Source organism: Candidatus Poriferisocius sp. (assembly GCF_965202595.1).
Taxonomy (GTDB): Bacteria; Actinomycetota; Acidimicrobiia; order Acidimicrobiales; family Bin134; genus Poriferisocius.
Map to the genome: position 1 here is coordinate 2,642,356 of NZ_OZ241836.1, position 23,309 is coordinate 2,665,664.

A 23,309-nucleotide genomic window follows, 5' to 3' on the forward strand; every position below is an offset into this window, starting at 1 on the left:
CTCAGCGCGCTTGGAGGGACTCGAACCCCCAACCTTCTGATCCGTAGTCAGATGCTCTATCCAATTGAGCTACAAGCGCAAGCAGCAACCCAGTGTACCTGTGCCCTCGAACACCGTCGCTACCGGATTACCAGGATCATGCCTCCACCCGGATCGAGCGGGTCAGCATAACTCCCCCCACCAGGGCCACCAGGGGGCCGGAGCCGAACAGGGGGCCGGGCAAGAACCATCCCATGGCCAAACCCAACACGTTGGCACCGGCAATCACTGTTATGGCCGTACCCGCCACCTGGCTCAGCATCAGGAGCACCCGTCGCCCACCCATCCCCTGCTGCTGGAATATGAGTTCGACGGTAAACACCAGAGCAACCCCTGCCAGTATGAGGACGGGGAGCCCGAACAGCACATCCCTGTTCACACCACTTGCATTTTCCCAGAAGCCCTCGAACGGGAAAGCAGGCCCTACCCAATCCAGCCAGAACGAGGCCACAACCGCCAAAGCCGCCCCCAGCGCCGCCGATCCGGGTTGGAAATCCAAGACAGTGGGGTGGTCCCTCGACTCGAAAGCCTGATACAGCGCTCCCAGAACCGCCAGAGCCGTTCCCGCCAAGCCGATCCACGCCCCGAAACCGAATGAGCTGTCGCCCGGTCCGATCAGAACGATGAAGATCAAAGTGATGGCCAAGCTGCCCAACGCCAGGCCCAGGGTGGTTCCGACCGGCTGGGGTTTCAGCAGGAGCACCAAACCCACCAGGAACACCATCAGGCCAACACCCAGTGTCGAGGTTCCGACCCCGGCGAAGTTGGGAAAGCTGTCCTGTCCCACCTCCAGCCAACTGAACAGCGTGGAAATGGCCATGACCGCCCCGCCCAAGCCGACCAGCAAGCGGCTTATCGAGGGTATCTCGAAGAACACCACAATCGGGTTACCCGTATCCGATTCGCCCTCGCCGGCGGTTTCGGATGCGCCAGCGGCCACGGGCTCCTCAGAAGCGGTGTCCCCGGTGAGCTCATCCGGCTCCTCAGAAGCGGTGTCCCCGGTCATCGGTTCATCTGCTTCGGTGGTGGGAAGATCGTCGCTCATGCCTGTACCCCCTGTACCCCGTTGGATGCAAGAAGACTTTACAACAAACGGCGCACCAAAGGCCCCAAACCCGAGTCACAATATTTTTTGATTTCTGGGAACGTCACCTGGCGGAAGGTGTGGGATTCGAACCCACGGTGACCCGGAGGCCACAACGGCTTTCGAGGCCGCCCCATTCGTCCGCTCTGGCAACCTTCCACTCCTCAGGGTAGCGGGCGGCAATATTCATATCCCATCCATATCCCAGCCCTTATCCTGAGCCCGTGACCGATGACCGCCGGCGGATCTGAACGAGGACGTACCGTTGGCCCGCTTGAGTCCGCTTATCCTGAGCTCGTGACCGATGACCGCCGGCTCATGGCTCTGGCGTTGGCCGAGGCTCGGCGGGCCGGGGAGCAGGGCGAGATACCCATAGGGGCGGTGGTGGCGATTGACAATGAGGTGGTGGCGGCCCGGCACAACGAGCGGGAGGGCAGCGGCGATCCGACCGCTCACGCCGAGATGCTGGCCCTGAGGGATGCGGCATCGGCGTTGGGTACCTCCCGGCTCGACGGAGCGGTGCTGGCCACCACGCTCGAGCCTTGCCCGATGTGCGCAGGAGCGGCGGTCGTGGCCCGAGTGGCCCGAGTGGTGTTCGCGGCCGAGGATCCCAAGGCGGGAGCCTGCGGCACGCTCTACAACCTGGGGACCGACCCCCGGCTCAACCACAACTTCGAGGTGATCTCCGGCGTGCACAGGGACGAGGCCGCGGCCCTACTCCAAGCTTTTTTTGCCGCCCTCCGTCGAGAGCCCCGCAAGCAACGCCTGCGGCTCGACTTGTCGTAATTCCCCCGACCTCTTGTCGTAATCCCCCCGACCATTCTCAAATGGTCTCAAGCACGCCGAAGGCGTTTGCGCCGGGGCCAGAACAACCATCCGGCCATAACGGCGGCCACCGCAAAGACCACCACCAGCACCACCGTTCCACCGCTACCGCTCGACCTTCCGGCGGGGGGTTCGGGAAGCCACTCCGGTGGGGGGGCAGCCGGGTCGTAGGTGAATGCGAACTGTTCGGTGGTCCAATCACCGTCGCTGTCGTCCACCAGCCCCCATTCAACCGTGTAATCACCGGGCTCGGTCAGCGGAGCAAACCGGCCCCCGGCCCGAGGCCCGTCCACGAACAAAGCCGCCGACCGGCGGGTGCCGTCAGGATATTGCAACACAATATGGTTGGCTTCGTGGGGGCGGATGGACTCCCGGAACTCCAACTCCACCCGATCCACCCGCCCACCGACCACTTGAGAGGGCCTCGGGGCCGACCGGCGAATTTCGGCGTGGGCATCAACGCCACTGCTGAACACCGCCAGAAGCGAGAACAGAATAGCCATCACGATTGCCAGCGCCACCACGATCGCCACTGCCCTTTGGGTCCGAACCCGCATACAGCAACCCTACGACGACCAGATCATCAAGTCCGGCAAAGGCGATCAGATCTCCGAGTCCGAACCCGCATACGGCAACCCTACGGTCCTCCAAACCTGTTCGCCGACCCCGAACGGTGCAGCATCAGCAACCAAGAACCCGCATAAGGCAACCCACAAACCCCATAAAGTCACCGGAGGGGCATATCGTACAGCAAATGTACGCGATGGGTGGCGCTCACGGCGCCATCGGCCACGACCCGCAAGGGGTCAAGGACAGGCAGATAGCCGGGCAAACGATTCGCCGGGTGGCCGGCTTCGCGCGCCCCTACCGGGGCATGCTCGTGGGATTCGTGGTGGTGCTTCTGCTGGGGGCGCTGCTGTCGCTGGTCCCGCCGCTGCTGTTCCGCCAGATCATCGACGACGCCATCCAGAACCGCGACCGGGGTCTCGTGCATCTGCTGGCCGCCATCATCGTGCTGGCTGCCTTCGGGGAGGCGGCCCTGTCGTTCATCGAACGATACTGGTCGGCCCGCATCGGTGAGGGACTCATCTACGACCTGCGGGTGGGTCTGTACGACCACGTGCAGCGGATGCCGATGGCGTTCTTCACCCGGGTGCAAACCGGCTCGCTCATCAGCCGGATGAACAACGACGTGATCGGGGCCCAGCGAGCGTTTACCGGCACGCTGGGGTCGGTGGTGTCCAACTCCATCGTGCTGTCCACCACCCTGGTGGCGATGTTCTTGCTGGAGTGGCGGCTCACGCTCATAGCCCTGGGCCTTCTGCCGGTGTTCATCCTGCCCACCAAGCGGGTCGGCCGGCGGCTTCAGGCCCTCACCCGGGAGTCAATGGAGCACAACGCTTCCATGAACATGGTGATGACCGAGCGGCTGAACGTGTCGGGCGCGCTTTTGGTGAAGCTCTTCGGGCGCCACGGCGAGGAGAGGGACCGGTTCGGGACCACCGCCGGGCGGGTGCGCGATATCGGGGTTCGCAGCGCCCTGTACGGCAGGGCCTTCTTCATCGCACTGAGCCTGGTGGGGGCGGTGGGGGCGGCGGCCCTGTACTGGGTGGGCGCGCAACTGGTTATCTCCCGGACGATCACCGTAGGCACCCTGGCCGCCATGGGGCTGATGGTGGTGCGGATATACACGCCGCTCACCAGCCTGACCAACGCCCGGGTGGACGTGATGACCGCACTGGTGTCGTTCGAGCGGGTGTTCGAGGTGCTGGACACGCCCAACCCCATCGCCGACCGCCCCGGGGCGGTGGAGCTGCGCAACCCCCGGGGCAGAATCGAACTGGCGGACGTGAGCTTCACCTACCCGCCCGGCGACGACCGGCTGGCCTCGTTGCAAACCGGCACCGCGACCCCCGGGGCCACCGGGGCCACCGGGGCCACCGGGGCCACCGGAAAGCCGGTGCTGAGCCACATCAGCCCCGCGCACCAACCGGGGACACCTTTACCCGAGACCACCGGAAAGCCGGTGCTGAGCCACATCTCGACGGTGATCCAACCGGGCCAAACCGTTGCCCTGGTGGGGCCGTCGGGATCAGGAAAAACCACCCTGGTCTCGCTGCTGAGCAGGTTGTACGACGTGAGCGAGGGGGCGGTTCTCATCGACGGCACCGACCTCCGGGAAATCACCCAGGAATCGCTGCGGGCATCCATGGGGGTGGTCCCCCAGGATCCGCACCTTTTCCACGAGACGGTGGGCGACAACCTGCGCTACGCCCGACCCGATGCCACCGAGGGCGATCTGGATGCCGCCTGCCGCTCGGCCCACATCCACGACCTCATAGCCTCGTTGCCCGACGGCTACGACACCGTGGTGGGTGAGCGGGGCTACCGCCTGTCGGGAGGCGAGAAGCAGCGGCTGGCCATCGCCCGGATGCTGCTGAAGGACCCGGCAATCGTGGTTATGGACGAGGCCACCAGTCACCTGGACAGCGAGAACGAGGCGTTGGTGCAGCAAGCCATGGTCACCGCACTGCAAGGGCGAACCTCGGTGGTGATCGCCCATCGCCTGTCCACGATCACCGGTGCCGATCTGATCCTGGTGCTCGACCGGGGAGAGCTGGTGGAGTCGGGGGTCCACAAGGAGCTGCTGGCCACCGGGGGCTTGTACTCCGAGCTGTACCACACCCTGGTGCGAGACGAGCAGCGGTCACCGGTGCTCAGCGCGACATGAGCCTGTTCTCCACCACCTCGGCCGAAGAAACCGGCGAACCGATGGCGTTCACCGTGGCCCAACTGGCCGACCGGATCAAGCAGGTGCTGAACGGGGCCTTCGACGGTGAGCTGGAGGTGGAGGGTGAGATCCGGAACCTGGGCCGGGCCCGCAGCGGGCACATGTACTTCGACCTGGTCGAGCCTCCACCCGCCACCAGCATCGGCAAGCAGCCCGAGGCATCGGTATCGGTGGCGCTGTTCAAGTTCAACCGGGCCCGGGTGGAGGAGACGCTGAGCCGTTACGGCAACATGGTGATGGAGGACGGGATGAAGGTTCGCATCCGGGGGGAACTGGACTTCTGGCCCCCCCGGGGGCAGCTCAGGGTGCGGATGACCGGCATAGACCCCAGATTCACGCTGGGGGAGCTGGAGGCCGAAAGGCAGCGACTGCTCGAAAAACTGCGGGATGAGGGTCTGCTGACCAGAAACCGGGCCGTCCCCTTCCCGTTGGCCCCGCTGAGGATCGGGTTGGTCACATCCAACGGGAGCGCCGCCCACCGCGACTTCTGTGAAGAGCTGGAGGCCAGCGGACTGGCCTGGGAGGTGGTGCTGGTCGATACCCCGGTGCAGGGAATGGACGCTCCGGCGCGCATTGCCGCAGCCATCGCCAGGGCGGGCCGGGCCGGGGTGGACGTGATCGCGGTGGTTAGGGGGGGTGGAGCCCGCACCGATCTGGTGGCCTTCGACGACGAGGCTGTGGCTCGAGCCATCGCCGCCGCTCCCGTGCCGGTGCTCACCGGGATTGGCCACGAGATAGACCGCACCATCGCCGACGAGGTGGCCCACGAGGCCCAAAAGACACCCACCGCCTGCGCGGGGTTCGTCGTGACCGCGGCTCGGAACCACCTGGTTGCCACCGAGCAGGCCTGGAACGCCATAACCGCCCGAACCGAGCGGCTGCTGGACGACTCCGGTTTGCTGCTGGCAACGGTCAGCCGGACCACGGCTCGAGCCGCCGAGGACCGCCTGCGCCGAGCCGGCAACGGGTTGGACGGCCGAGCCGGGAGAATCCGGGATCTGGCCCAGAACCGGACCCGAATCGAGGTCCGCCGGGTGGATACCTTTGCCGGAACCGCCCGCCACCGGGCCGCGGCCGCCGTCACCCATGGTCGGCGCACGCTGGAACAGGCGAGGTTGACGGTAGCGACCCGAGCCCGGCGGACCCCGGCAGCCGCAACCCGGGATCTGGCCAACCTGGAGGACCGGTTGCGCCTGCTGGATCCTCGGGTGATCCTGGCCCGTGGTTGGTCGATCACCCGCCACCGGGGCAAAGTGGTGCGCGACCCGGCATCGCTGGGGGTGGGCGAGGAGTTGATCACCACCCTGGCCCGAGGCGACCTGCACAGCACCGTTTCCGAGAACCGACCATGAGAATCAACCGGGAATACACCCGGCACCTCTTCCCATCGAGGCGCTTTTTTGAGAACCGACCATGAGAATCAACCAGGAGAGAACGATACGATGAGCACACCGGCAATCGGCTACGCCGACGCATTGCGAGAGCTTCAGGAGATTCTGGCCGAGCTGGAGGCCGAGAACATCGACATCGACGTGCTGGCGGCGAGGGTCGAGCGGGCCGCGGAGCTGATCCGGGTGTGCCGGGGCCGGATCAACGCCGCCGAGGTACGGGTGAAGGAGATCGTGGCCGGATTGGACCGCGAGCAGGACAACCCTCCCGAAGGCAACAGGAGCGAATTTTGACCATGGAGAAACTCAACACCGTCGATGCCTTCATCGTGTTCGACCTGGCCGATGCCTCCGAGTCCGTGGGCGCGGTCAGGTCGGGGCGAAAGATCCTGCCCGGCGGGGCCCGCGACCTGGCCCGATCATTGACCTACACCTTCGCCACCTTCGAGATGCGCCGGGGTGGGGCCTCGGCGGGCATCAACGCCGCGGACGAAGACCGGCCCGACGCATTGGCTCGATTCACGGACGAGATCGCCCCGATGGTGGCCTCGGGCCGCTTCTTGCCCGAGCCGGGCACCCGGGTACCCCGAAATGCGCTGGAGTCCCTGGCCGCCGCCGACCCCCGAGCGGTGGTGGGGGAAGGAGCCGATCACGCCACCGTCGCCGGGGTTATGGCCGCGGCCACCTCGGTCATGGGCGGGCTGGAGAACCGCACCGTGGCCATTGAGGGATTCGACCGTACCGGCCCGGCGCTGGCCGCCGCCGCGATTGATAGAGGGGCCAGGGTGGTGGCGGTGACGGCCGGTAACCGGGGAGCCATCGACCGGGGGGGGTTCCCCACCGCTGCACTGAGCACGCAGGGAAGAATCCCCGAGGGTGAGCAAACCGCGACCGAAGCACTGGCCGAACCGGTGGATGTGCTGCTGGCCGGCTCCAGAATGGGGGCCGTGAACCACACCGGAGCCGAACTGCTCAACGTGGGCACGCTGGTACCCCACGGTCCGATACCGGTAACCGCCCGGGCCCTGGCCGTTCTCAGCCGAGCCGGCACCACCGTGGTGCCCGATTTCATCTCCACTGCCGGGCCGCTGTTTGCCTGGTGGCCCACCGGTGAACCCACCCCCGACGCGGTGGCCACCGACGCCGCGGCCCGGATAACCGCCTGCATGGAGGAGATCGCCGATCACCCCGACGGTTTGTTCCTGGCCGCGGCCCGCCGGGCCGAATCCTTCCTATCCACCTGGCGGGACGTGCTCCCCTTCGGTCGCCCCCTGGCCTCCTGAACCCGACCCCCATCCCGGGGGTTCGGTCAGGGTTCGGCCATATCCGGTTCAGCCGCTTCGGGGAACCTGGTTGAAGGGGAGGTCGCGGTCGGCGGCGGGTTCCCGGGGCATGCCCATAACCCGCTCGCTGATGATGTTGCGGGCCATCTCGGTGGTGCCACCCCCGATACAGCTCTGCTGGCGCTGCACAAAATCCACGCCGTAGGCACCGGTGGACTCGCCCGGGTTCCACACCAGGGCCCGATCACGCTGGAACTCCGCGGCCGCCGTCTGCCTCTCGGCCTGGGTCAAACCGTGGGACAAGCGCACCAGCGATCCCGCCGGAGCGGGAAAGTAGCCGCTCTCGATCCCCCTCACCACCCGCCGGGACAGGAGCCGGTCCACCCGGCTGAGAGTTTCCATCCGCCCCAGGATCTGGCGCATCCTCCCCAGGTCGGTACCGCCGTTGCGACGGGCCATCGCGGCAAGATCCTCCAGCCCGTCGGCGGAGCGGTTCCGGTGGCGTCCCTGAGTGTACGGGGAGGCACCCCCCACCGCGGCCCGCTCGTGAAACAGCAGGCGGCTGGCCACCGTCCAACCGTCGTCCACCTGGCCAACCACGTTGGCCGCCGGAATAATCGCATCGTTGAAGAACTCCTGGCAGAACTCCTCCGTGCGATCCACCATCTGGATGGGGTGTATCTCGATGCCGGGATGATGGATGGGCACGATGAACATGGTCAGCCCCCGGTGCTTGGGAACCTCCCAGTTGGTCCGGGCCAGCAAGAGGGCGTAGTCCGAGCGCTGGGCGAAAGTGCTCCATATCTTGGAGCCGTTGAGGATGAACACGTCACCGTCCCGGTCGGCCCGGGTGAGGGCACCGGCCATGTCGGATCCGCTGCTGGGCTCGGACATGAACTGCACCCACAGCTCGTCGCCCCGGATCCAAGCCGGGATGTAGCGCTGCTTCTGCTCCTCGGTGCCGAATTCCAGCACCGTCGGGCCGGTGATGGACAGGGTGGGCACGCTGAACAGCAGCGGCATGTCGAAGTCCATGCTGACCTCATCGATGATCCGCTGGTGGCCAATGGTCAGGCTCTGGCCCCCGTACTCCCTGGGATAGCACACCGCGGCGTATCCCCCGTCGTAAAGACGCCGCTGAAGCTCCCGGTTGCGGCTGGACTGGGCATCGTCATCATGGGTGGGGTGCCAGGGGTTGTCATGGTTGCGCCGGGGCATGTTCTCGCTCATCCAGCTCCGAACCTGCTCCCGGTACTCCTCCAGCTCGGCGGGATCGGTATGGGCGTATACGAAATCGTTCACTGCTGTACCTTTCCTTTTTTCTTTATAACCCCAACGCCATCGCCAAGCGTTCCCGGTCCCCAACTACTGCCCCAGCGACCACAACAAACCTCATAATCCCAAAGCCATGGCCAGGCGTTCCCGGTGATCGGCCGAGCTGCCGAACAACCCCCGGTTCACCGTGACCCGGCGCAGGTAGAGGTGCAGGTCGTGCTCCCAGGTGACCCCAATGCCGCCGTGGAGCTGCACGCAGTCCTGCATGAGCTCCACCGAGTGATCCCCCACATAAGACTTGGCCACGCTGACCATGCGAGCCTCATCCTCACCAGAGGCCATGGCATCGGCAGCCCCATCGGTCACCGCCTGGGAGGCCTCCGACCACAACTTCATGTCGGCGAAGCGATGCTTGAGCGCCTGGTAGGATGCCAGTGGTCGCCCGAACGAGTAGCGGTTGAAGGCATACTCCACGGTGAACTCCAGCACCCTGGCGGCTGCCCCCGCGCTGTCGGCGCACTGGAGAACCAGCATGATCCGGCACTGGCGCTCCACATCGGCGCTGGTGGCCTCTCCGGGCACCCCTACCAGGGTGTCGGGGCCGGCGAAAACCTCGGCGAACCGCACCTCGGCGAACCGCCGACCCAGGTCCAGCGACTCCTGAGGGGTGATGGTTATCCCCGGGGTATCACCCGGCAGCAGGAACTGCGCCGGCCCGTCGGAGGTCCGGGCGGTGACCAGCAGGTGGTGGGCCTGCGCGCCGGCCTCCACCGCAGTCTTGGTGCCGGTTATCACATAGCCGCCGCCGGTGGGTACTGCTTCGGTGGCAACATGGTCGGCGGTCCAGTCTCCGCCCGGTTCGCAGAACGCCCAGGCCGGCACCACGCCTCCGGCCATCACCCCCTCCAGCAGCGCCTGCTGATCGGGAGTGCCCGACCGGGCCAGGGTATCGGCCACCACGTTCACCGGCATGAACGGACCCGGCACCAGACCCCGGCCCATCTCATCGGCCACGATTGCCAGATCCACAATGGGTCGCCCCGAAACGCTGCCGCCCCCCAGCGACTCGGGCACCATGAGCGATGTCCAGCCCAGCCCGGCCGCCGCCTGCCACCAGCTACCGGGGCAACCGTCGGGGTGGTCGTGCCACTCCCGGATAACGCTGATCGGAGTCTCCGACTCGACGAACCGCCGGGTGGTCGCCCGGAAGAACTCCTGATCGTCGTTCAGATCAACTCTCACCAGCACCATTCCACCACGAAGCTGCGCAGCGGGCCTACCGGAAACCCAATTGAGCAGCACCGGAGAAAGCCAGCCAGTACGCTTGGACTGTCTGGGGGCTGTAGCTCAGTCGGCTAGAGCACCTGCTTTGCAAGCAGGGGGTCGTGGGTTCGAGTCCCATCAGCTCCACTTGGCAGGACAACCGCAGCACGGGTCCGATACCTCAGGAAAGCGGGAGTTCCCGGTGAGCCGAGCCGGAAATCGAGTCAATGTCACCCGGCCCAGTACTATGGCCCGCACCGGGCATGGCACGCTTGTGCCAGTCCAGTACGGGCCGGACACACGGAGGGGCACTCATGCAGACCAGCAGGACACGGTGGCTGATCGCACTGCTAGTTGCGGTGGTCATGATTATGGCCGCTTGCGGCAACGACGACAACGACAATGGCGGCAACGGTGAGCCCTCCCCCACCGCGGCCACTCCCGATGATCCCGACGAACCGCCTGGGCCCGAAGAACCCGAACCCGCTGAGACCGGCGACGAGAGCACCGAACCCGCGGAACCGGAAGAAACCACCGATGCCCGATCCGAGGAAACCGGGCCCGAGCCCGCACCCACCCCTGAACCGGCACCGGAGATCGTCCTCACCGCCACCGCCCGGGGGGTGACCGCCGAAACCATCACCATAGGTGTCTCCTACCTGGACGTGGACCAACTGGTCCAAATGGGATTGTCCCCGGTTAGTTGGGGCGACCAGGAGAAGGTCATTCAGGCGCTGGTTGACGACATCAACAATCGGGGGGGCATAAACGGCCGCCGGGTCGAGGTCGTCATGGAGAAGTACAGCCCCCTCGGCTCGGCCGAGGCCGAAGCGGCCTGCCTCCGGCTGACCGAGGACAACGAGGTGTTCGCGGTGCTGTTCGGGTTCCTCGGCCCCGCCGAGGTGGCCAATACCTGCATCGTGGGCCAGCAGGAGACCATCCTGATCGGCGGAACCCTTACCGATGAGCGCCTGGCCGAGGCCAAGGCCCCATGGGTCACCGAGCGGGCTCCGCGCCATCGCATCATCGCCGCCCTGTTCTCCCTGCTCGATGCCAACGGGGAACTCCGGGGACGTTCCATCGCCGTTGTGGCCGATCCCCCCTCGGCCACCCAGTTGGACGGGGTGGTGGATCAACTGCGTGAGTTGGGCATCGAACCGGTGCTCGAAATCACCACCTCCTCCCCCGTGGGTGACATCGTGGCTCAGACCCAGGAATGGACTGCTCTGGCTGAGCGCATCCGAACCGCGGGGACCGACACCGTTCTGCTGATCGGCAACCCGTCGGCCGGGATACAGAACCTTGCCCTCAATGGTCTGGAGGTGGACATCTGGACATCCGATGCCTCCGGTCTGAACAACCTGGGCTCCAACGTTGATCCCCAGTCGGCGGAAGGGGTCATCACCGCGTCGAGCATGACCGATGCCCAGGTGTACGAGTCCGACCCTCAATTCAAGAAGTGCCTGGACACGTTCAACGCCGCCCACCCCGATATCGAGATCAAGCACCCCGACACCTTGGAGGAGGGCGAGCCGTTGTGGTTCACCAACCTCTTCGGTCACTGCCGGTTCGTGCAAATGTTCGAGCTGCTGGCCACCAAGGCCGGGCCCAATTTGACCCATGAAAGTTTTGCCAACGCCATCGAGACCATCGGACAGTTCTCGATAGCCAGCCAGCCCTACGCCTCGCTCGGGCCGGGCAAGCTGGCCAGCAACGACTCGTTCCAACTGATCGCATTCGACTCGTCGCTGGGCGCACGGGGCCAACCCGTCCCCATCGGCCCGTTGCGAGACACCACCCCCTGAGCAGAAGACCCGAGCAGATCCCTGAGCACCTGAGTAATAGTCGGCATAGCCGAAACGGCGGTCGAAGCCCGATCAGAAGACCCGAGCAGATCCCAATCCAACCCTGGGGTAAATCGTAGGGGATACGGTGGCGGCCATGAGCGACGTTGCGGCCGGTAACCATCCCCTGGATGAGGCTTTTGTTTCGGGCCGCCCGGCGCTGGGAGCCTGGGCCAGCCTGCCGGTGGCGATGGGGTGCGAGATCATGGCCCGAGCCGGCTTCGACTACGTGTGCATCGATATGCAGCACGGGCTGGCCGACTACTCCGATGTCCTACCCATGCTGGCAGCCATAGACCTGGGTACATCCTCACCGGTGGTACGGGTACCGTGGAACGAGCAGGGCATCATCGGCCGGATCCTGGATGCCGGGGCCTCGGGTGTCATCATCCCCATGGTCAACAGCCGGGCCGAGGCCGAGGCCGCGGTGCGGTCGTGCCGATACGCTCCCGAGGGTTCCCGCAGCTTCGGCCCCACCCGGGTTTCGTTGCGCGATGGAACGGGCTATTTCGCCCACGCCAACCGGGCGGTGAAGTGCATTCCCATGGTGGAAACCGCCACCGCGCTGGACAACCTGGACGGCATCGTGTCCACGCCGGGGGTGGATGCCGTTTACGTCGGCCCGGCTGACTTGTCGGTGAGCCTGGGGTTGCCACCGGGCAACAACGATGGCGAGGCTGCCTTCGACGAGGCGCTGGCCGCCATCGTGACCGCCTGCCGGCGGCATGGCGTGGTACCCGGCATCCACTCCACCCCGATACTGGCCCCCACCCGGGTCGAGCAGGGGTTCCGCATGGTCACCGTCACCGGCGACTCGGTGGCTCTGAGCTCGGCGGTGAACTCCCACCTCCAAACGGTGCTGGTCGCGCTGAGCGGCAACACGGCCGGCAGCGGGGAAAGGGACGGTGAGTCTCCCTACTGACCCTCCTGGGGGGGTTTGCAAACGATATGTTGATATGTTTTTCATATCATGGTTTGATACATTAATTCAGAGTGCCGCCCGGGATCTTCACCACCCCTGAGCCGGAAGACGCCGATCTGCTGGTTGTGGGGGAAATTGAGCGATTGAGGCGCGAACTCTCCCAATTCGTGCGCCATAGGCCCCGAAGGTGGGCAGGCCATCTCCGAAGAATGAGCTTTGGCCGGGCTGTGCGGGGCTCCAACTGGATCGAGGGCTACCGGGCGTCACTCGACGATGTGCTGGATGTCATCGATGGTCAGAAACCGCTTGATGTCTCCCAGGAAACCAGGTTGGCCCTCACCGGGTACCGGGATGCCATGACCTACATACTCCGATTGGCCGAGGTCGGAATCACCATTGATCAATCCCTGCTGAAGTCGCTCCACTTCATGATGACCAAGCACGATCTGCGGGTGCAGCCCGGCCTCTACCGGACAAGCAACGTATGGGTCGCCGATGAAACCGGGGCCAGAGTTTACGAAGCGCCCGATGCCGAACTAGTTGAGAACCTCATGGACGAGCTGGTCAGGTCTCTGGATCACGACGATTCCAAGCCTGCGATGTTCCGTGCCGCCATGGCCCATCTGAACCTGGCCATGATTCACCCGTTCCGGGACGGGAACGGACGCATGGCCCGCGCACTGCAAACGATGGTTCTGTCAGCAGAAGGCATAGCGTCGCCCGTCTTCTCGTCGGTCGAGGAATACTTGGGGCGAAACACTGACGCGTATTACGCGATTCTCTCCGAAGTCGGGCAAGGGAGCTGGCACCCGGAGAACTCGGCTCGACCCTGGATCCGGTTCATGCTGAGGGCCCATTATCAGCAGGCGTGGACATTGCAAAGACGAATTCACGAAACCGAGCACTTGTACGACAGCATCTCCCAACTCCTCAATCGCCACAACCTGCCGACCCGAGCAACCGGTGCTCTGGCCGACGCGGCTCGGGGCCGCCGGCTACGCCGGGCGGTCTACGCAAACCTGGTGGAGTTGGTTGATGGCGACCCGATTTCTGACCTCTCCGCCAGCCGAGACCTGAAGTCCATGGTCGATGCCGGGATTCTTGTCCCACAAGGCACGGGGCGGGGGCGCACCTACCACGGATCCGAGGAGCTGCACAGGGTATGGCTCGACATCCGCTCCAGCCGACCCCCGGCCCCCAATGACGACCCCTACACAACCCTGCCCCAACCACCCCTACCCGGCATCTCGACCTAACCAATCAGAGGTGGGCACTGTTCGGTAGCTCCCCCGTGTTAGCGGTAGCGGCGGATGATGGAGGTGGCGTCAAGGCGGTTGTCGCCGGCAGAGGCGGTGTCGGCCATGTAGCGGCGGCATAGCTCCACCAGGGGGACGGGAGCACCCAGTTCGGCAGCGGCATCGGCCACCAGAACCAAATCCTTGAGCATCCAGTCGACCGCGAAGCCGAAGTCGAATTCGTCGGCCACCATGGTGTGACCCCGGTTCTGGAGGTACCAGGACCCGGCTGCGCCCCTGGTTACCGCGGCCAGCACCCGCTCCATGTCCAACCCGGCCCGCTCCCCGAAGGCCAGCGCCTCGGCCGCCCCCTGGATGGCACCGGCACACAGGATCTGGTTGACCATCTTGGCGAGCTGGCCCGATCCGGCCGGCCCTATGAGGGTGACCGCTGAGGCGTAGGCGTCGATAACCGGGCGGGCAGCCTCGAAGTGACCGGGCTCACCGCCGCACATCACGGTGAGCACACCGCTCTCGGCCCCGGCCTGTCCACCGGAGATGGGAGCGTCCAGCCAGCCGATCCCCCGGGCGGCACACACCCCGGCCAACTCCCGGGCCACCACCGCCGATGCCGTGGTGTGATCCACGAACACCGCCCCCGCAGCCATGGCCCCCAACGCGCCATAGCCGCCCCCGCCGGGACTGCCGGAGCTGCCGGAGCTGGAGGAGCTGGAGCCCCCGCCGGGACCGGCGGAGCTGCCGGAGCTGGAGGAGCTGGAGCCCCCGCCGGGGCCGGCGGTGTCAGTGCCCCCCAGCGCCACCGCTCGCAGGTCGTCGTCGGCCCCCACGCAGGTGAAAACGAACCCGGCCCCGTCGGCCGCCTCGGCCGGACTGGCCGCCACTGCGCCCTCGTAACAGCCGGCCCAGCGCTCGGCTACCGCAGTGGTCCGGTTGAACACCCTTACCTCGTGGCCAGCAGCAGCCAAATGCCCCGCCATGGGGAACCCCATGTTGCCCAGGCCGATAAACGCGCAAACACTCACGCCGATCACGTTATCCATCCCGCCCTCCATGCAGCCGGGACACACCGTCTGGCACCGCTATCCAAAGGCCGCCCCCCACCCACACCATGCAGCCGGACCCACGGGCGGCGCGTAGCATCGGCGGCGGTGAGCAGTACCGGGTTCGATGGGTTATCCACCCCCCACCCCATGGACAGGATCGGGGTGGTGGACCTCATGCTCGGGGTGCCTCCCAACCGGGATGCCTGGTTCGCCGGTTACGAGAGACTGCTCAAGGACGACCAGAGCCGAAAGTTCGGCCATGGCGCAGGCTACATGTTCAAGGATTTGCCCCGGGTGGACGGCACGGTGGACTTCCTGGCCTACCTACTGGCCGAGATGGATCGCTGGGGAATTGACAAGGGGTTGCTGCCGGTCAGCTTCGGTGACACCTGGGGCACCCGGGGCATAGCCGAGCACCCCGACCGCCTCCATGGCAGCTTCCTGGTGGATCCCAACCTCGGAATGCAGGGGGTACGGGACCTGCGCAGGGCGGTGGCCGAACTGGGAGTGGTGGCCGCGGCCTGCTTCCCCACCGGGCTTCACCCCCAGGTGAACATAGGCGACCCGGCGATGTACCCGATCCATGCGGCGTGCTGCGAACTGGGGATCCCCATATTCATCAACGCCGGAGTGCCGGGACCGAGGTTCCCGTTCGGCCCCCAACACGTCGAGCATCTGGACCGGGTGTGCTACGATTTCCCCGAACTGGTGCTGGTCACTCGTCACGGAGCCGAACCATGGGAGAACCTGATGGTGAAGCTCATGTTGAAATGGCCGGGGCTGCACTACTCGACCTCGGCGTTCGCCCCCAAGCACTACCCCACAGCCATCATCGACTACGCCAACACCCGAGGGATCGACAAGGTGATGTACGCCGGCTACTTCCCGTCCGGCCTGTCCCTGGAGCGGATCATGACCGAGATGCGCGATGTGCCGTTCCGCCCTCACGTGTGGCCCAAATTCCTGCGGGAGAACGCATTGCGAATACTGAACCTGAAATGAGCAACCGAAATGAGCGCCCGCTTCCGAATCGTGAGCCATCACGGCTCGACAAAATGCCCCGCGCCGACAGGACGGAGGGCAGCCGGTAGGAAATAGAGTGGAGCGGGTCGGGAGCAAAGCGAGAGGAGCGCAGCCATGGCAGAGCGGAACAGCTACGCCCACGGAGATTTCAACTGGGTGGACCTGGCCACCGACAACCCCGATGCGGCCAAGACATTCTACTCGGCACTGTTCGGGTGGAGCTTCGTGGACGATATCGATGAGAGCGGCAACATCTACAGCCTGGGGTTGAAAAACGACCGCCCGGTGGTGGGTCTCATGGCCAAGACACCGGAGATGGTGGAGATGGGGGTGCCCAACGTCTGGGAGACCTACATCAAGGTGGACGATGCGGACGCGGCCCTGGCCGGAGTCGAGCCGGCCGGGGGAACCCCGATGGGGCCGGTGATGCAGGCTGCCCAGGCCGGGCGGCTGGCGGTGGTGACCGACCCCACCGGCGGTGTGGTGATGCTGTGGGAACCCATCGACCACCAGGGGGCTCACTTCAAGAGCGAGCACGGCGCGCTGTGCTGGAACGAACTGGTCACCTCCGATGTGGACGCGGCCATGGCCTTCTACTCCGCGGTGCTGGGCTGGACCCCGGTAAAAATGGGCGACGGCGGCGTGGTCGGTATCCGCCAGGGAACCGAGATCATCGGTACCGCCACCCCCGCTCCCCATGACGGGGTACCCTCCCACTGGGCGGTGTACTTGGCGGTCAACGACTGCGATGCCGTCGCCGACCACTGCCGGAGTCTGGGTGGATCGGTGAACGTGGCCCCCATGGACACGCCGCCGGGCCGCATGGCTCAGCTTGCCGACGACCAGGGGGCCATCTTCTGGGTCATCACTCCCGATCCCGACTTCTCCATGGACTGAAACGGGGAAACCAAGACCATGACTATGCCTCAGGGAATCGGCGTGGTGGACCTTATGATCGGGTTCCCGTTCGCCGACAAGAAACAGGTGTACGAGTACTTGCAGGCCGGGCTGAAGGACCGCCAGTCCAGCGACGAGTTCGTCATGCCTGCGGAGTACATGTTCAAAAACATTCCCGACGAGGCCGAGGAGGGCTCCGACCCCATCGAGTACACCATCGCCGAGATGGACCGCTGGGGTATAGACAAGGGATTGTTCGGACTGTCGGAGACATCCATCGAGGCCAAGCGGCGCCATCCCGGCCGGGTTTACTTCGTCACCGAGGTGGACCCCAACGACGTGATGGGCACCATCCGCCACCTGAAGAAGGCGAAGGCCGAGCACGACCTCAAGGCGGTGAGCGTGTTCCCTTCCGGGGTGGTCCCCCAGGTGGCGGTGGCGGATCCACTCATGTACCCGCTGTACGCCACTGCGATAGAACTGGACATCCCGGTCATTGCCAACGCCGGCGTGGCCGGACCCCGGTTCCCCAGCGCGGTACAGCACGTCGAGCACTTCGACCGGGTGTGCTACGACTTTCCCGAGCTGCGCCTGGTAATGCGCCACGGGGCCGAACCGTGGGAGAAGCTGGCCATGAAGCTGATGCTGAAGTGGCCCAACCTTTACTACATGCCCTCGGCGTTCGCCCCCAAGCACTACCCCAGAGCCATCATCGACTACGCCAACACCCGGGGAGCCGGCAAGATCATGTACGCCGGATACTTCCCCGCCGGCCTGTCCCTGGAGCGCATCTTCACCGAGCTGCCCGATGTGCCGTTGCGCGACCACGTGTGGCCCCGGTTCCTCCGGGAAAACGCCCTGCGGGTGTTCAGGATGGACGGCTGACGCTTCCACCACCGACCCGCTGCCATTGCCCCCCCCGTCACCCCTCGTCACCCCCACCCAGCAAGCCACCGTCCAGCAAGCCCCCACCCAGCAAGGAGGCCCCCATGGCCGACCAGATACCGACCGGGCCAACCGTAAGCCCCGAGCCCTACCAGGGATGGCAAGGACAACTGGGGCGAACCATGGCCGGATCGGACCCGTGGTGGGCCGATGCGGTGCGGGCCCGAAAGGGGGCACCCAACATCGTGGTGGTGCTGGTGGACGATCTGGGCTACGCCGACCTGGGTTGCTACGGGTCGGAGATCGACACCCCCAGCATCGACCGGCTGGCCGCCGAGGGGTTGCGCTACCTCAACTTCCACGTCAACCCCATGTGCTCGCCCACCCGGGCGTCCCTGCTCACCGGGCTCAACCATCACGACGTGGGTGTCGGCCACGTGTGTCACTCCGACCCCGGTTTCCCCGGCTACACCGCCGAACTCACCGATCAATGCGCCACTGTGGCCGAGATCCTGCGGGATGCGGGTTACGCCACCCTGATGGTGGGCAAGTGGCACCTGTGCAAGGACTCCAACCTGGTGGGGCCCCGGCACTCCTGGCCGCTCCAGCGGGGGTTCGACCGCTACTACGGCATCCTCGACGGCTTCACCAACTTCCACCACCCCCACCGGCTCATCCGGGACAACAGCGTGGTCGGCACCGACCGCTACCCCGACGGCTATTACTTCACCGACGACATCACCGACGAGGCCATCGCCATGGTGCGGGAGCAGAAGGCGGCCCGGCCCGACCAACCGTTCTTCCTGTACCTGGCCCACGGAGCGGTGCACGCCCCGCTCCAAGCCAAGGAGGCCGATATCGCCAAGTACCGGGGGGCCTACGATGCCGGCTGGGACGAGATCAGGGTTCGCCGCTACCACCGCCAGATCGAGCTGGGCATCATCGATGCCGGCATCCCGCTGCCGCCCCGAAACGCCGAGGAGGGCAACGATGTCACCCCCTGGGACGAGCTCAGCCCTACCCAGCAGGAGCTGTTCGCCCGCTACATGGAGGTGTTCGCCGCCATGGTGGACAACGTCGACCAGAACTTCGGCAGGCTGCGGGCGGCCCTGGAGGAGCTGGGCGAGTGGGACAACACGCTGGTGCTGCTCACTTCCGACAACGGGGCATCCCGGGAGGGCGAGGACACCGGATGCTCGCAGTACTTCGAGGTTTTGTCACCCACCCCGGGATCCATCGACACCGACCACGGCCGGCTGGAGTTGATCGGCGGGCCCCAAACCCTGGCCCACTATCCCCGGGGTTGGGCCATGGCCGGTAACACCCCGTTCCGGCTGTACAAGTGCAACACCCATGCCGGAGGGCACCAGGTGGCCATGATCTCGTCGTGGCCGGGACGGCTGGCCGACCCCGGCGGGTTCCGCCGCCAGTACCTGCACATCACCGATGTATTGCCCACCGTGCTCGACATCGTGGGGCTGGACGCCCCGGCGGAGCGCAACGGGCAGGCGCTGAAGGGACCGCTGGCCGGATCGAGCTTCGCCGCCACCTTCACCGATGCCGAAGCCCCCGAGTCGCACACCGAGCAGTACTACGAGCAGCAGGGTCACCGGGGTTTCTACCGCCAGGGTTGGGAGGCGGTCACGCTGCACCGCCCGATGACCCCGTTCGGCGACCACGAATGGGAGCTGTACAACCTGGTCGACGACCCCACCGAGACGGTAGATCGGTCGGAGGCCGAGCCCGAACGCCGTCGTGAACTCACCGAAGCCTGGGAAGTTGCTGCCCACCGCTACCAGGTGTACCCGCTGGACGAGGGGTCGATGCTGAAGTTCACCCAGCGGCCCCCGTCGGAGGAGGTCTACGAGACGCCGGTGCGGATCGTGCCGGGCACCGACACCCTGGAGCGCTACCGGAGCATGAAGCTGATCGCGGCCCGCTCCTTCACCGTGGACCTGGAGTTCGACCACGCCGCCGGCGACACGGGGATGCTGGTGGCCCACGGCGACCAGGGCGGGGGCTACGCCCTGTACATCGAGGACGGCGAGCTGGTCTATGCCCACAACGGCTACGGCCACATGCGCCTGCTGCGAGGCGGGTCGCCGGCGGCGGGGCGGCGCACCGTGAGGCTCGACTACACCATCACCGATGGGTTCGCCTGGGATCTGCGGGTGCTGGTCGACGACACCGAGGTCGCCGGCGGCGAGGGATTCACCGGGATGTGGACCATGGCCCCCTTCGAGGGCATAGACGTGGGCATCGACCGCCGGTCACCGGTGTCCTGGGACATCTACCGGCGCCACGGCCCCTTCCCCTACACCGGCACCATCGAGTCGGTCACCTACACCCCCGGCCCCCAGGGCCGCATGGCCGCAGCCAACACCGTCGAGATCCTCAAGAAAATGGGCTCCCGCTTCGAATAGGCCACCCGGCCCAAGAATCCGACCCAGAACCGAAACCGTGTTCAACTCACCGGAGCCGTTCCCAGACATTGCTGCTGGGATTTCCGTAGGTCGTGGCGGCGTTTACCCGTCTGTGGAGGAAAAATCGGTAATGGGTTGATCGGGGTAGAGGTCGTTCATGCTCCAGCAGATGATCTGGCGGGAGGGGTCGGCAACTTCGTGAAACGACGGAGCAAAACCACCGGCGGAGATGAACCAGAAAGGCGAGTTGGGCATGAGGGCCTCCCGGGCCCAGCCGAGGCCACTATCGGCCAACCGCTCCAGGGCTATCACATGGTCGAGATAGGTACGCGCTCCGGCGGGTCGGGTGCGGAACTTCACCGAGCCGGTGACCACCGTGCCATCGAGGGTGCGACCGGCCAGGTCGATCTCCACTTCCCGGCGGGACCGGTCACGCCCGACCCACTTGCCCCACTCGGCCATCGCAGGCAGCCCTCGTTCGGGGGCCCAGCGCCGGCAGGCCTGGCGGGCCACGTCTTCGAAAACATGGCTACCCACGTATGTCGGAAAAACTTCGGGCTCGATCCGGGTCCGCCAGGCGGTCTCGGCCCCCAGCGTGGCCACCGCCGACTCGGATAGCAGCCCGATGCCGTAGTGGAAGCGAGCCGCCGGGTCGGCCAGCCGGTACCTCTGGGTAGAACCCCCAAAGTTGGCCTCACGAACCAGATATGACATGCCCTCAAGCTGGTTGACCACCCGCCTCAACGGTGTGTCGACTCGCTGACCCATCTTCGAAGCGACTTCACCAACTGTTCGGGCACCTAGCCCAATGCCGGCCAGCACCGCCCGGTACCGGGCGGTGTTTCGCAAACCCTCCTCCTGGTCGATCTCGGTTAGCAGGCGAGTGCGCACCACACCATGAGGGGACAGCAACAACTCGGTTATGTTCTCCCCCACTGAGCGGGAATCGTCCACCACCGCCAGATTGGCCGGCATGCCCCCGAAGGCGGCATACGCCCGCACCCGGTCCCGTAGTGAGTAGCGGGCCACCATCATGCCGGCGTCGTAATAGTCGAAAGGCTTGATTGAGAGCTGAAGGTCAAGCCTCCCGTAGAGAGGAGAACCGCCCGCGGCCAATGCCCGCAGCGTGCTCACGGCCGATCCGCACAGTGCCACCAGCAAACCTGAAGAGCGGGACAGCCCCGACTCCCATACCGCGTTCAACTCTGACGCAATCTCACGCAACCCGCTCTCACCATCGGCCAAGTACTGGAACTCATCCAGAACCACGACGACGGGCTCATGGGGCCGGAGGTTGAACAGGGTACGGAACACCGCGCGCCATGTGGGATGATCCTCAGCTCGCAACTCCTGGCCCGACCATCGGGCGGCTTCCTCGATCAGCACCCTTCGGTTGATCGCCGCAGCCGTGGACGATGCCGGGTAATACAGCACCTGCTCGGGGGGCCAGAGCTGGGTCAGCAGATAGGTTTTGCCCACCCGGCGCCGCCCGTAAACCAATGCCAGCGCCGGTTTACCCTTGTCAAGCAAACCTCGCAGCTTGGCCGCCTCAGCCCCCCGGTTGACCAGATTTCTGCTTACCATCACATCATCCTATAAAGGCTATTCCCATAGATATACTAATATAATAGTATACTACTGTATTAGTGTCCTAATACAGTAGTGATTAGCACAAACATCCGGGTTTGCCTGGCCCTCGACTCACAGTGAAGCTGTGTCACGGTGAACCTATCCCCAACCCCTGACCAGGAGACATTCCGGGCCGAGGCCCAGGAGTTGTTGGGGCGTATCGGCGTGAACCTGATCGGCCCCACCATCACCGGCGGGTTCGCCTGGGATCTGCGGGTGCTGGTCGACGGCACCGAGGTCGCCGGCGGCGAGGGATTCACCGGGATGTGGACCATGGCCCCCTTCGAGGGCATAGACGTGGGCATCGACCGCCGGTCACCGGTGTCCTGGGACATCTACCGGTGCCACGGCCCCTTCCCCCACACCGGCACCATCGAGTCGGTCACCTACACCCCCGGCCCCCAGGGCCGCATGGCCGCAGCCAACACCGTCGAGATCCTCAAGAAAATGGGCTCCCGCTTCGAATAGGCCACCCGGCCCAAGAATCCGACCCAGAACCAGAACCGGGTTCAACTCACCGGAGACATTCCCAAACATTGCTGCTGGGATTTCCGTAGACACCGGAGCCATTGACTAAGAGCGCGCGCAGATAGGTTAGTCGGGGTTGAGTTTGGTGAGTTTGATGGTGATGATGAGGGTGATGGCGAGTGCGAGTTGGCCGAGGCGTGCTTTGGTGTTGCGGTCGGTGTTGCGGCGTAGTTGTCCGAAGTTGGATAGCCAGGAGTTGGTGCGTTCTATGGTCCAGCGTTTCCCCAGGGGTATGGGTTTGGGTTCTTGGGGGGTGGTGGCGGGTGCTCGTTTGGGAGCGCAGACGATGTCTTCGATTCCGTAGCTCCAGCAGGTTCGGCGGACGGGCTCACCGGTATAGCCGCGATCTAGGTGCAGGGTCTCGATGTCTAGGTGTAGACCGCGTTGTGCTGTGGCCGCCAAAGTGGGAGCGAACAGTTGCTGGTCGTGACGGTTCGCGGCCCCAGCGGCCCAACCCACTGGGATAGCTGTTACGGTCCGCCAGAAGCGACCATTTCCACCCGGATTTGCCCCTGTCAACAGGGCTTTTACCCGTTCCCTCCCCACCGCAGGGTGCTTTGTGGGTCGAGGTGTCCACCGATGCTTCGGACAAATCGATGCCCACAACGCGGTCGTAGCCCTCTATGGCTTCGGTGACGACACCTTCGAACACACCCTGGGCGTTCCACTCGTTGAACCGGGTGCGCAACACCGTTTCACCGCCTTTGCCCAACCGGCCGGCCACATCCCAAGAGCACCCGGTCACCAATCGCAACAAGATCCCCTCAAACACGTCACGGTCAGGGATCCTCGGCCGGTGACAACCCAACGGATGGAACACCTCCCCCCGCACCGGCACAAGCGGCTCCACCGCCGCCCACACAGCATCCACCACCCGCGGATCCAAAGCAAGCATGATTACAATACCTCCA

20 protein-coding genes, 3 tRNA genes and 1 pseudogene are annotated in these 23,309 nt (G+C 65.4%); 14 read left to right on the plus strand and 10 right to left on the minus strand.

Features of this window, described 5'->3' with window-relative positions; all coding sequences use genetic code 11:
• Positions 1-5 precede the first annotated feature (5 nt).
• The 3 genes from ACOGXC_RS11910 to ACOGXC_RS11920 form a co-directional block, all read right to left on the minus strand.
• Positions 6-79: transfer RNA gene (locus tag ACOGXC_RS11910), tRNA-Arg, on the minus strand.
• A gap of 57 nt (positions 80-136) precedes the next feature.
• Positions 137-1,084 (minus strand): hypothetical protein, encoded by a 948-nt coding sequence (locus ACOGXC_RS11915; protein WP_419918399.1) that lies wholly within the window; start codon positions 1,082-1,084, stop codon positions 137-139.
• Between the two features lie 108 nt (positions 1,085-1,192).
• A tRNA-Ser gene (locus ACOGXC_RS11920) sits at positions 1,193-1,282 on the minus strand.
• Between the two features lie 138 nt (positions 1,283-1,420).
• Between ACOGXC_RS11920 and ACOGXC_RS11925 the strand changes: the two genes are divergently transcribed.
• The gene (locus ACOGXC_RS11925) at positions 1,421-1,909 is read left to right on the plus strand and encodes a nucleoside deaminase (RefSeq protein ID WP_419918400.1); all 489 of its coding nucleotides are present in this window, start codon (positions 1,421-1,423) and stop codon (positions 1,907-1,909) included.
• Positions 1,910-1,956: 47 nt separating this feature from the next.
• On the opposite strand, the gene ACOGXC_RS11930 is transcribed toward ACOGXC_RS11925, so the two are convergent.
• On the minus strand, positions 1,957-2,505 hold the full coding sequence (locus ACOGXC_RS11930) for a copper resistance CopC family protein (RefSeq protein ID WP_419918401.1): 549 nt from the start codon (positions 2,503-2,505) through the stop codon (positions 1,957-1,959).
• Between the two features lie 197 nt (positions 2,506-2,702).
• Here ACOGXC_RS11930 and ACOGXC_RS11935 point away from each other — a divergent pair, with 197 nt between their 5' ends.
• The 4 genes from ACOGXC_RS11935 (at position 2,703) to ACOGXC_RS11950 (ending at position 7,410) form a co-directional block, all read left to right on the plus strand.
• Positions 2,703-4,679 carry an ABC transporter ATP-binding protein gene (locus tag ACOGXC_RS11935; protein ID WP_419918402.1) on the plus strand — a complete coding sequence of 659 codons (1,977 nt, stop codon included), beginning with the start codon at positions 2,703-2,705 and terminating at the stop codon, positions 4,677-4,679.
• Positions 4,676-6,091 carry an exodeoxyribonuclease VII large subunit gene (gene xseA, locus ACOGXC_RS11940; RefSeq protein WP_419918403.1) on the plus strand — a complete coding sequence of 472 codons (1,416 nt, stop codon included), beginning with the start codon at positions 4,676-4,678 and terminating at the stop codon, positions 6,089-6,091. The genes ACOGXC_RS11935 and xseA overlap by 4 nt, the downstream gene beginning before the upstream one ends.
• Positions 6,092-6,181: 90 nt before the next feature.
• Complete coding sequence (gene xseB, locus ACOGXC_RS11945) at positions 6,182-6,421, plus strand: exodeoxyribonuclease VII small subunit (RefSeq protein ID WP_419918404.1); 240 nt, start codon at positions 6,182-6,184, stop codon at positions 6,419-6,421.
• 2 nt (positions 6,422-6,423) lie between these two features.
• Positions 6,424-7,410, plus strand: coding sequence for a hypothetical protein (locus ACOGXC_RS11950; protein ID WP_419920077.1), 987 nt, complete (start codon positions 6,424-6,426; stop codon positions 7,408-7,410).
• A gap of 48 nt (positions 7,411-7,458) precedes the next feature.
• On the opposite strand, the gene ACOGXC_RS11955 is transcribed toward ACOGXC_RS11950, so the two are convergent.
• Positions 7,459-8,712, minus strand: a complete 1,254-nt coding sequence (locus ACOGXC_RS11955) for an acyl-CoA dehydrogenase family protein (RefSeq protein WP_419918405.1) — start codon at positions 8,710-8,712, stop codon at positions 7,459-7,461.
• A 90-nt stretch (positions 8,713-8,802) separates the two neighbouring features.
• The gene (locus tag ACOGXC_RS11960) at positions 8,803-9,927 is read right to left on the minus strand and encodes an acyl-CoA dehydrogenase family protein (protein ID WP_419918406.1); all 1,125 of its coding nucleotides are present in this window, start codon (positions 9,925-9,927) and stop codon (positions 8,803-8,805) included.
• A 94-nt stretch (positions 9,928-10,021) separates the two neighbouring features.
• On the opposite strand from ACOGXC_RS11960, the gene ACOGXC_RS11965 reads away from it, so the two are divergent.
• From ACOGXC_RS11965 to ACOGXC_RS11980, 4 genes are all read left to right on the plus strand, one after another.
• Positions 10,022-10,095, plus strand: a tRNA-Ala gene (locus ACOGXC_RS11965).
• Between the two features lie 167 nt (positions 10,096-10,262).
• Positions 10,263-11,753, plus strand: a complete 1,491-nt coding sequence (locus ACOGXC_RS11970) for an ABC transporter substrate-binding protein (protein WP_419918407.1) — start codon at positions 10,263-10,265, stop codon at positions 11,751-11,753.
• 136 nt (positions 11,754-11,889) lie between these two features.
• Entirely contained in the window at positions 11,890-12,714 is an 825-nt protein-coding gene (locus ACOGXC_RS11975; protein ID WP_419918408.1) for an HpcH/HpaI aldolase family protein, read from the plus strand.
• A gap of 209 nt (positions 12,715-12,923) precedes the next feature.
• A complete protein-coding gene (locus tag ACOGXC_RS11980; protein ID WP_419918409.1) occupies positions 12,924-13,970 on the plus strand; it encodes a Fic family protein in 1,047 nt (348 codons plus the stop codon).
• Between the two features lie 38 nt (positions 13,971-14,008).
• Here ACOGXC_RS11980 and ACOGXC_RS11985 read toward each other — a convergent pair whose 3' ends face one another.
• Positions 14,009-15,010 carry an NAD(P)-dependent oxidoreductase gene (locus ACOGXC_RS11985; protein ID WP_419918410.1) on the minus strand — a complete coding sequence of 334 codons (1,002 nt, stop codon included), beginning with the start codon at positions 15,008-15,010 and terminating at the stop codon, positions 14,009-14,011.
• 108 nt (positions 15,011-15,118) lie between these two features.
• On the opposite strand from ACOGXC_RS11985, the gene ACOGXC_RS11990 reads away from it, so the two are divergent.
• The 4 genes from ACOGXC_RS11990 (at position 15,119) to ACOGXC_RS12005 (ending at position 20,241) form a co-directional block, all read left to right on the plus strand.
• On the plus strand, positions 15,119-16,015 hold the full coding sequence (locus ACOGXC_RS11990) for an amidohydrolase family protein (RefSeq protein ID WP_419918411.1): 897 nt from the start codon (positions 15,119-15,121) through the stop codon (positions 16,013-16,015).
• Positions 16,016-16,150: 135 nt separating this feature from the next.
• The gene (locus tag ACOGXC_RS11995) at positions 16,151-16,933 is read left to right on the plus strand and encodes a VOC family protein (RefSeq protein ID WP_419918412.1); all 783 of its coding nucleotides are present in this window, start codon (positions 16,151-16,153) and stop codon (positions 16,931-16,933) included.
• Between the two features lie 18 nt (positions 16,934-16,951).
• Positions 16,952-17,818 (plus strand): amidohydrolase family protein, encoded by an 867-nt coding sequence (locus ACOGXC_RS12000; protein ID WP_419918413.1) that lies wholly within the window; start codon positions 16,952-16,954, stop codon positions 17,816-17,818.
• Between the two features lie 104 nt (positions 17,819-17,922).
• Positions 17,923-20,241 carry an arylsulfatase gene (locus ACOGXC_RS12005; protein WP_419918414.1) on the plus strand — a complete coding sequence of 773 codons (2,319 nt, stop codon included), beginning with the start codon at positions 17,923-17,925 and terminating at the stop codon, positions 20,239-20,241.
• 102 nt (positions 20,242-20,343) lie between these two features.
• On the opposite strand, the gene ACOGXC_RS12010 is transcribed toward ACOGXC_RS12005, so the two are convergent.
• The gene (locus ACOGXC_RS12010; protein WP_419918415.1) at positions 20,344-21,825 is read right to left on the minus strand and encodes an AAA family ATPase; all 1,482 of its coding nucleotides are present in this window, start codon (positions 21,823-21,825) and stop codon (positions 20,344-20,346) included.
• Between the two features lie 138 nt (positions 21,826-21,963).
• Here ACOGXC_RS12010 and ACOGXC_RS12015 point away from each other — a divergent pair, with 138 nt between their 5' ends.
• Complete coding sequence (locus tag ACOGXC_RS12015) at positions 21,964-22,338, plus strand: hypothetical protein (RefSeq protein ID WP_419918416.1); 375 nt, start codon at positions 21,964-21,966, stop codon at positions 22,336-22,338.
• 126 nt (positions 22,339-22,464) lie between these two features.
• On the opposite strand, the gene ACOGXC_RS12020 is transcribed toward ACOGXC_RS12015, so the two are convergent.
• Entirely contained in the window at positions 22,465-22,857 is a 393-nt protein-coding gene (locus tag ACOGXC_RS12020; protein ID WP_419917674.1) for a transposase, read from the minus strand.
• 190 nt (positions 22,858-23,047) lie between these two features.
• Positions 23,048-23,293: pseudogene (locus ACOGXC_RS12025) on the minus strand (transposase); the annotation flags it as partial.
• Positions 23,294-23,309 lie beyond the last annotated feature (16 nt).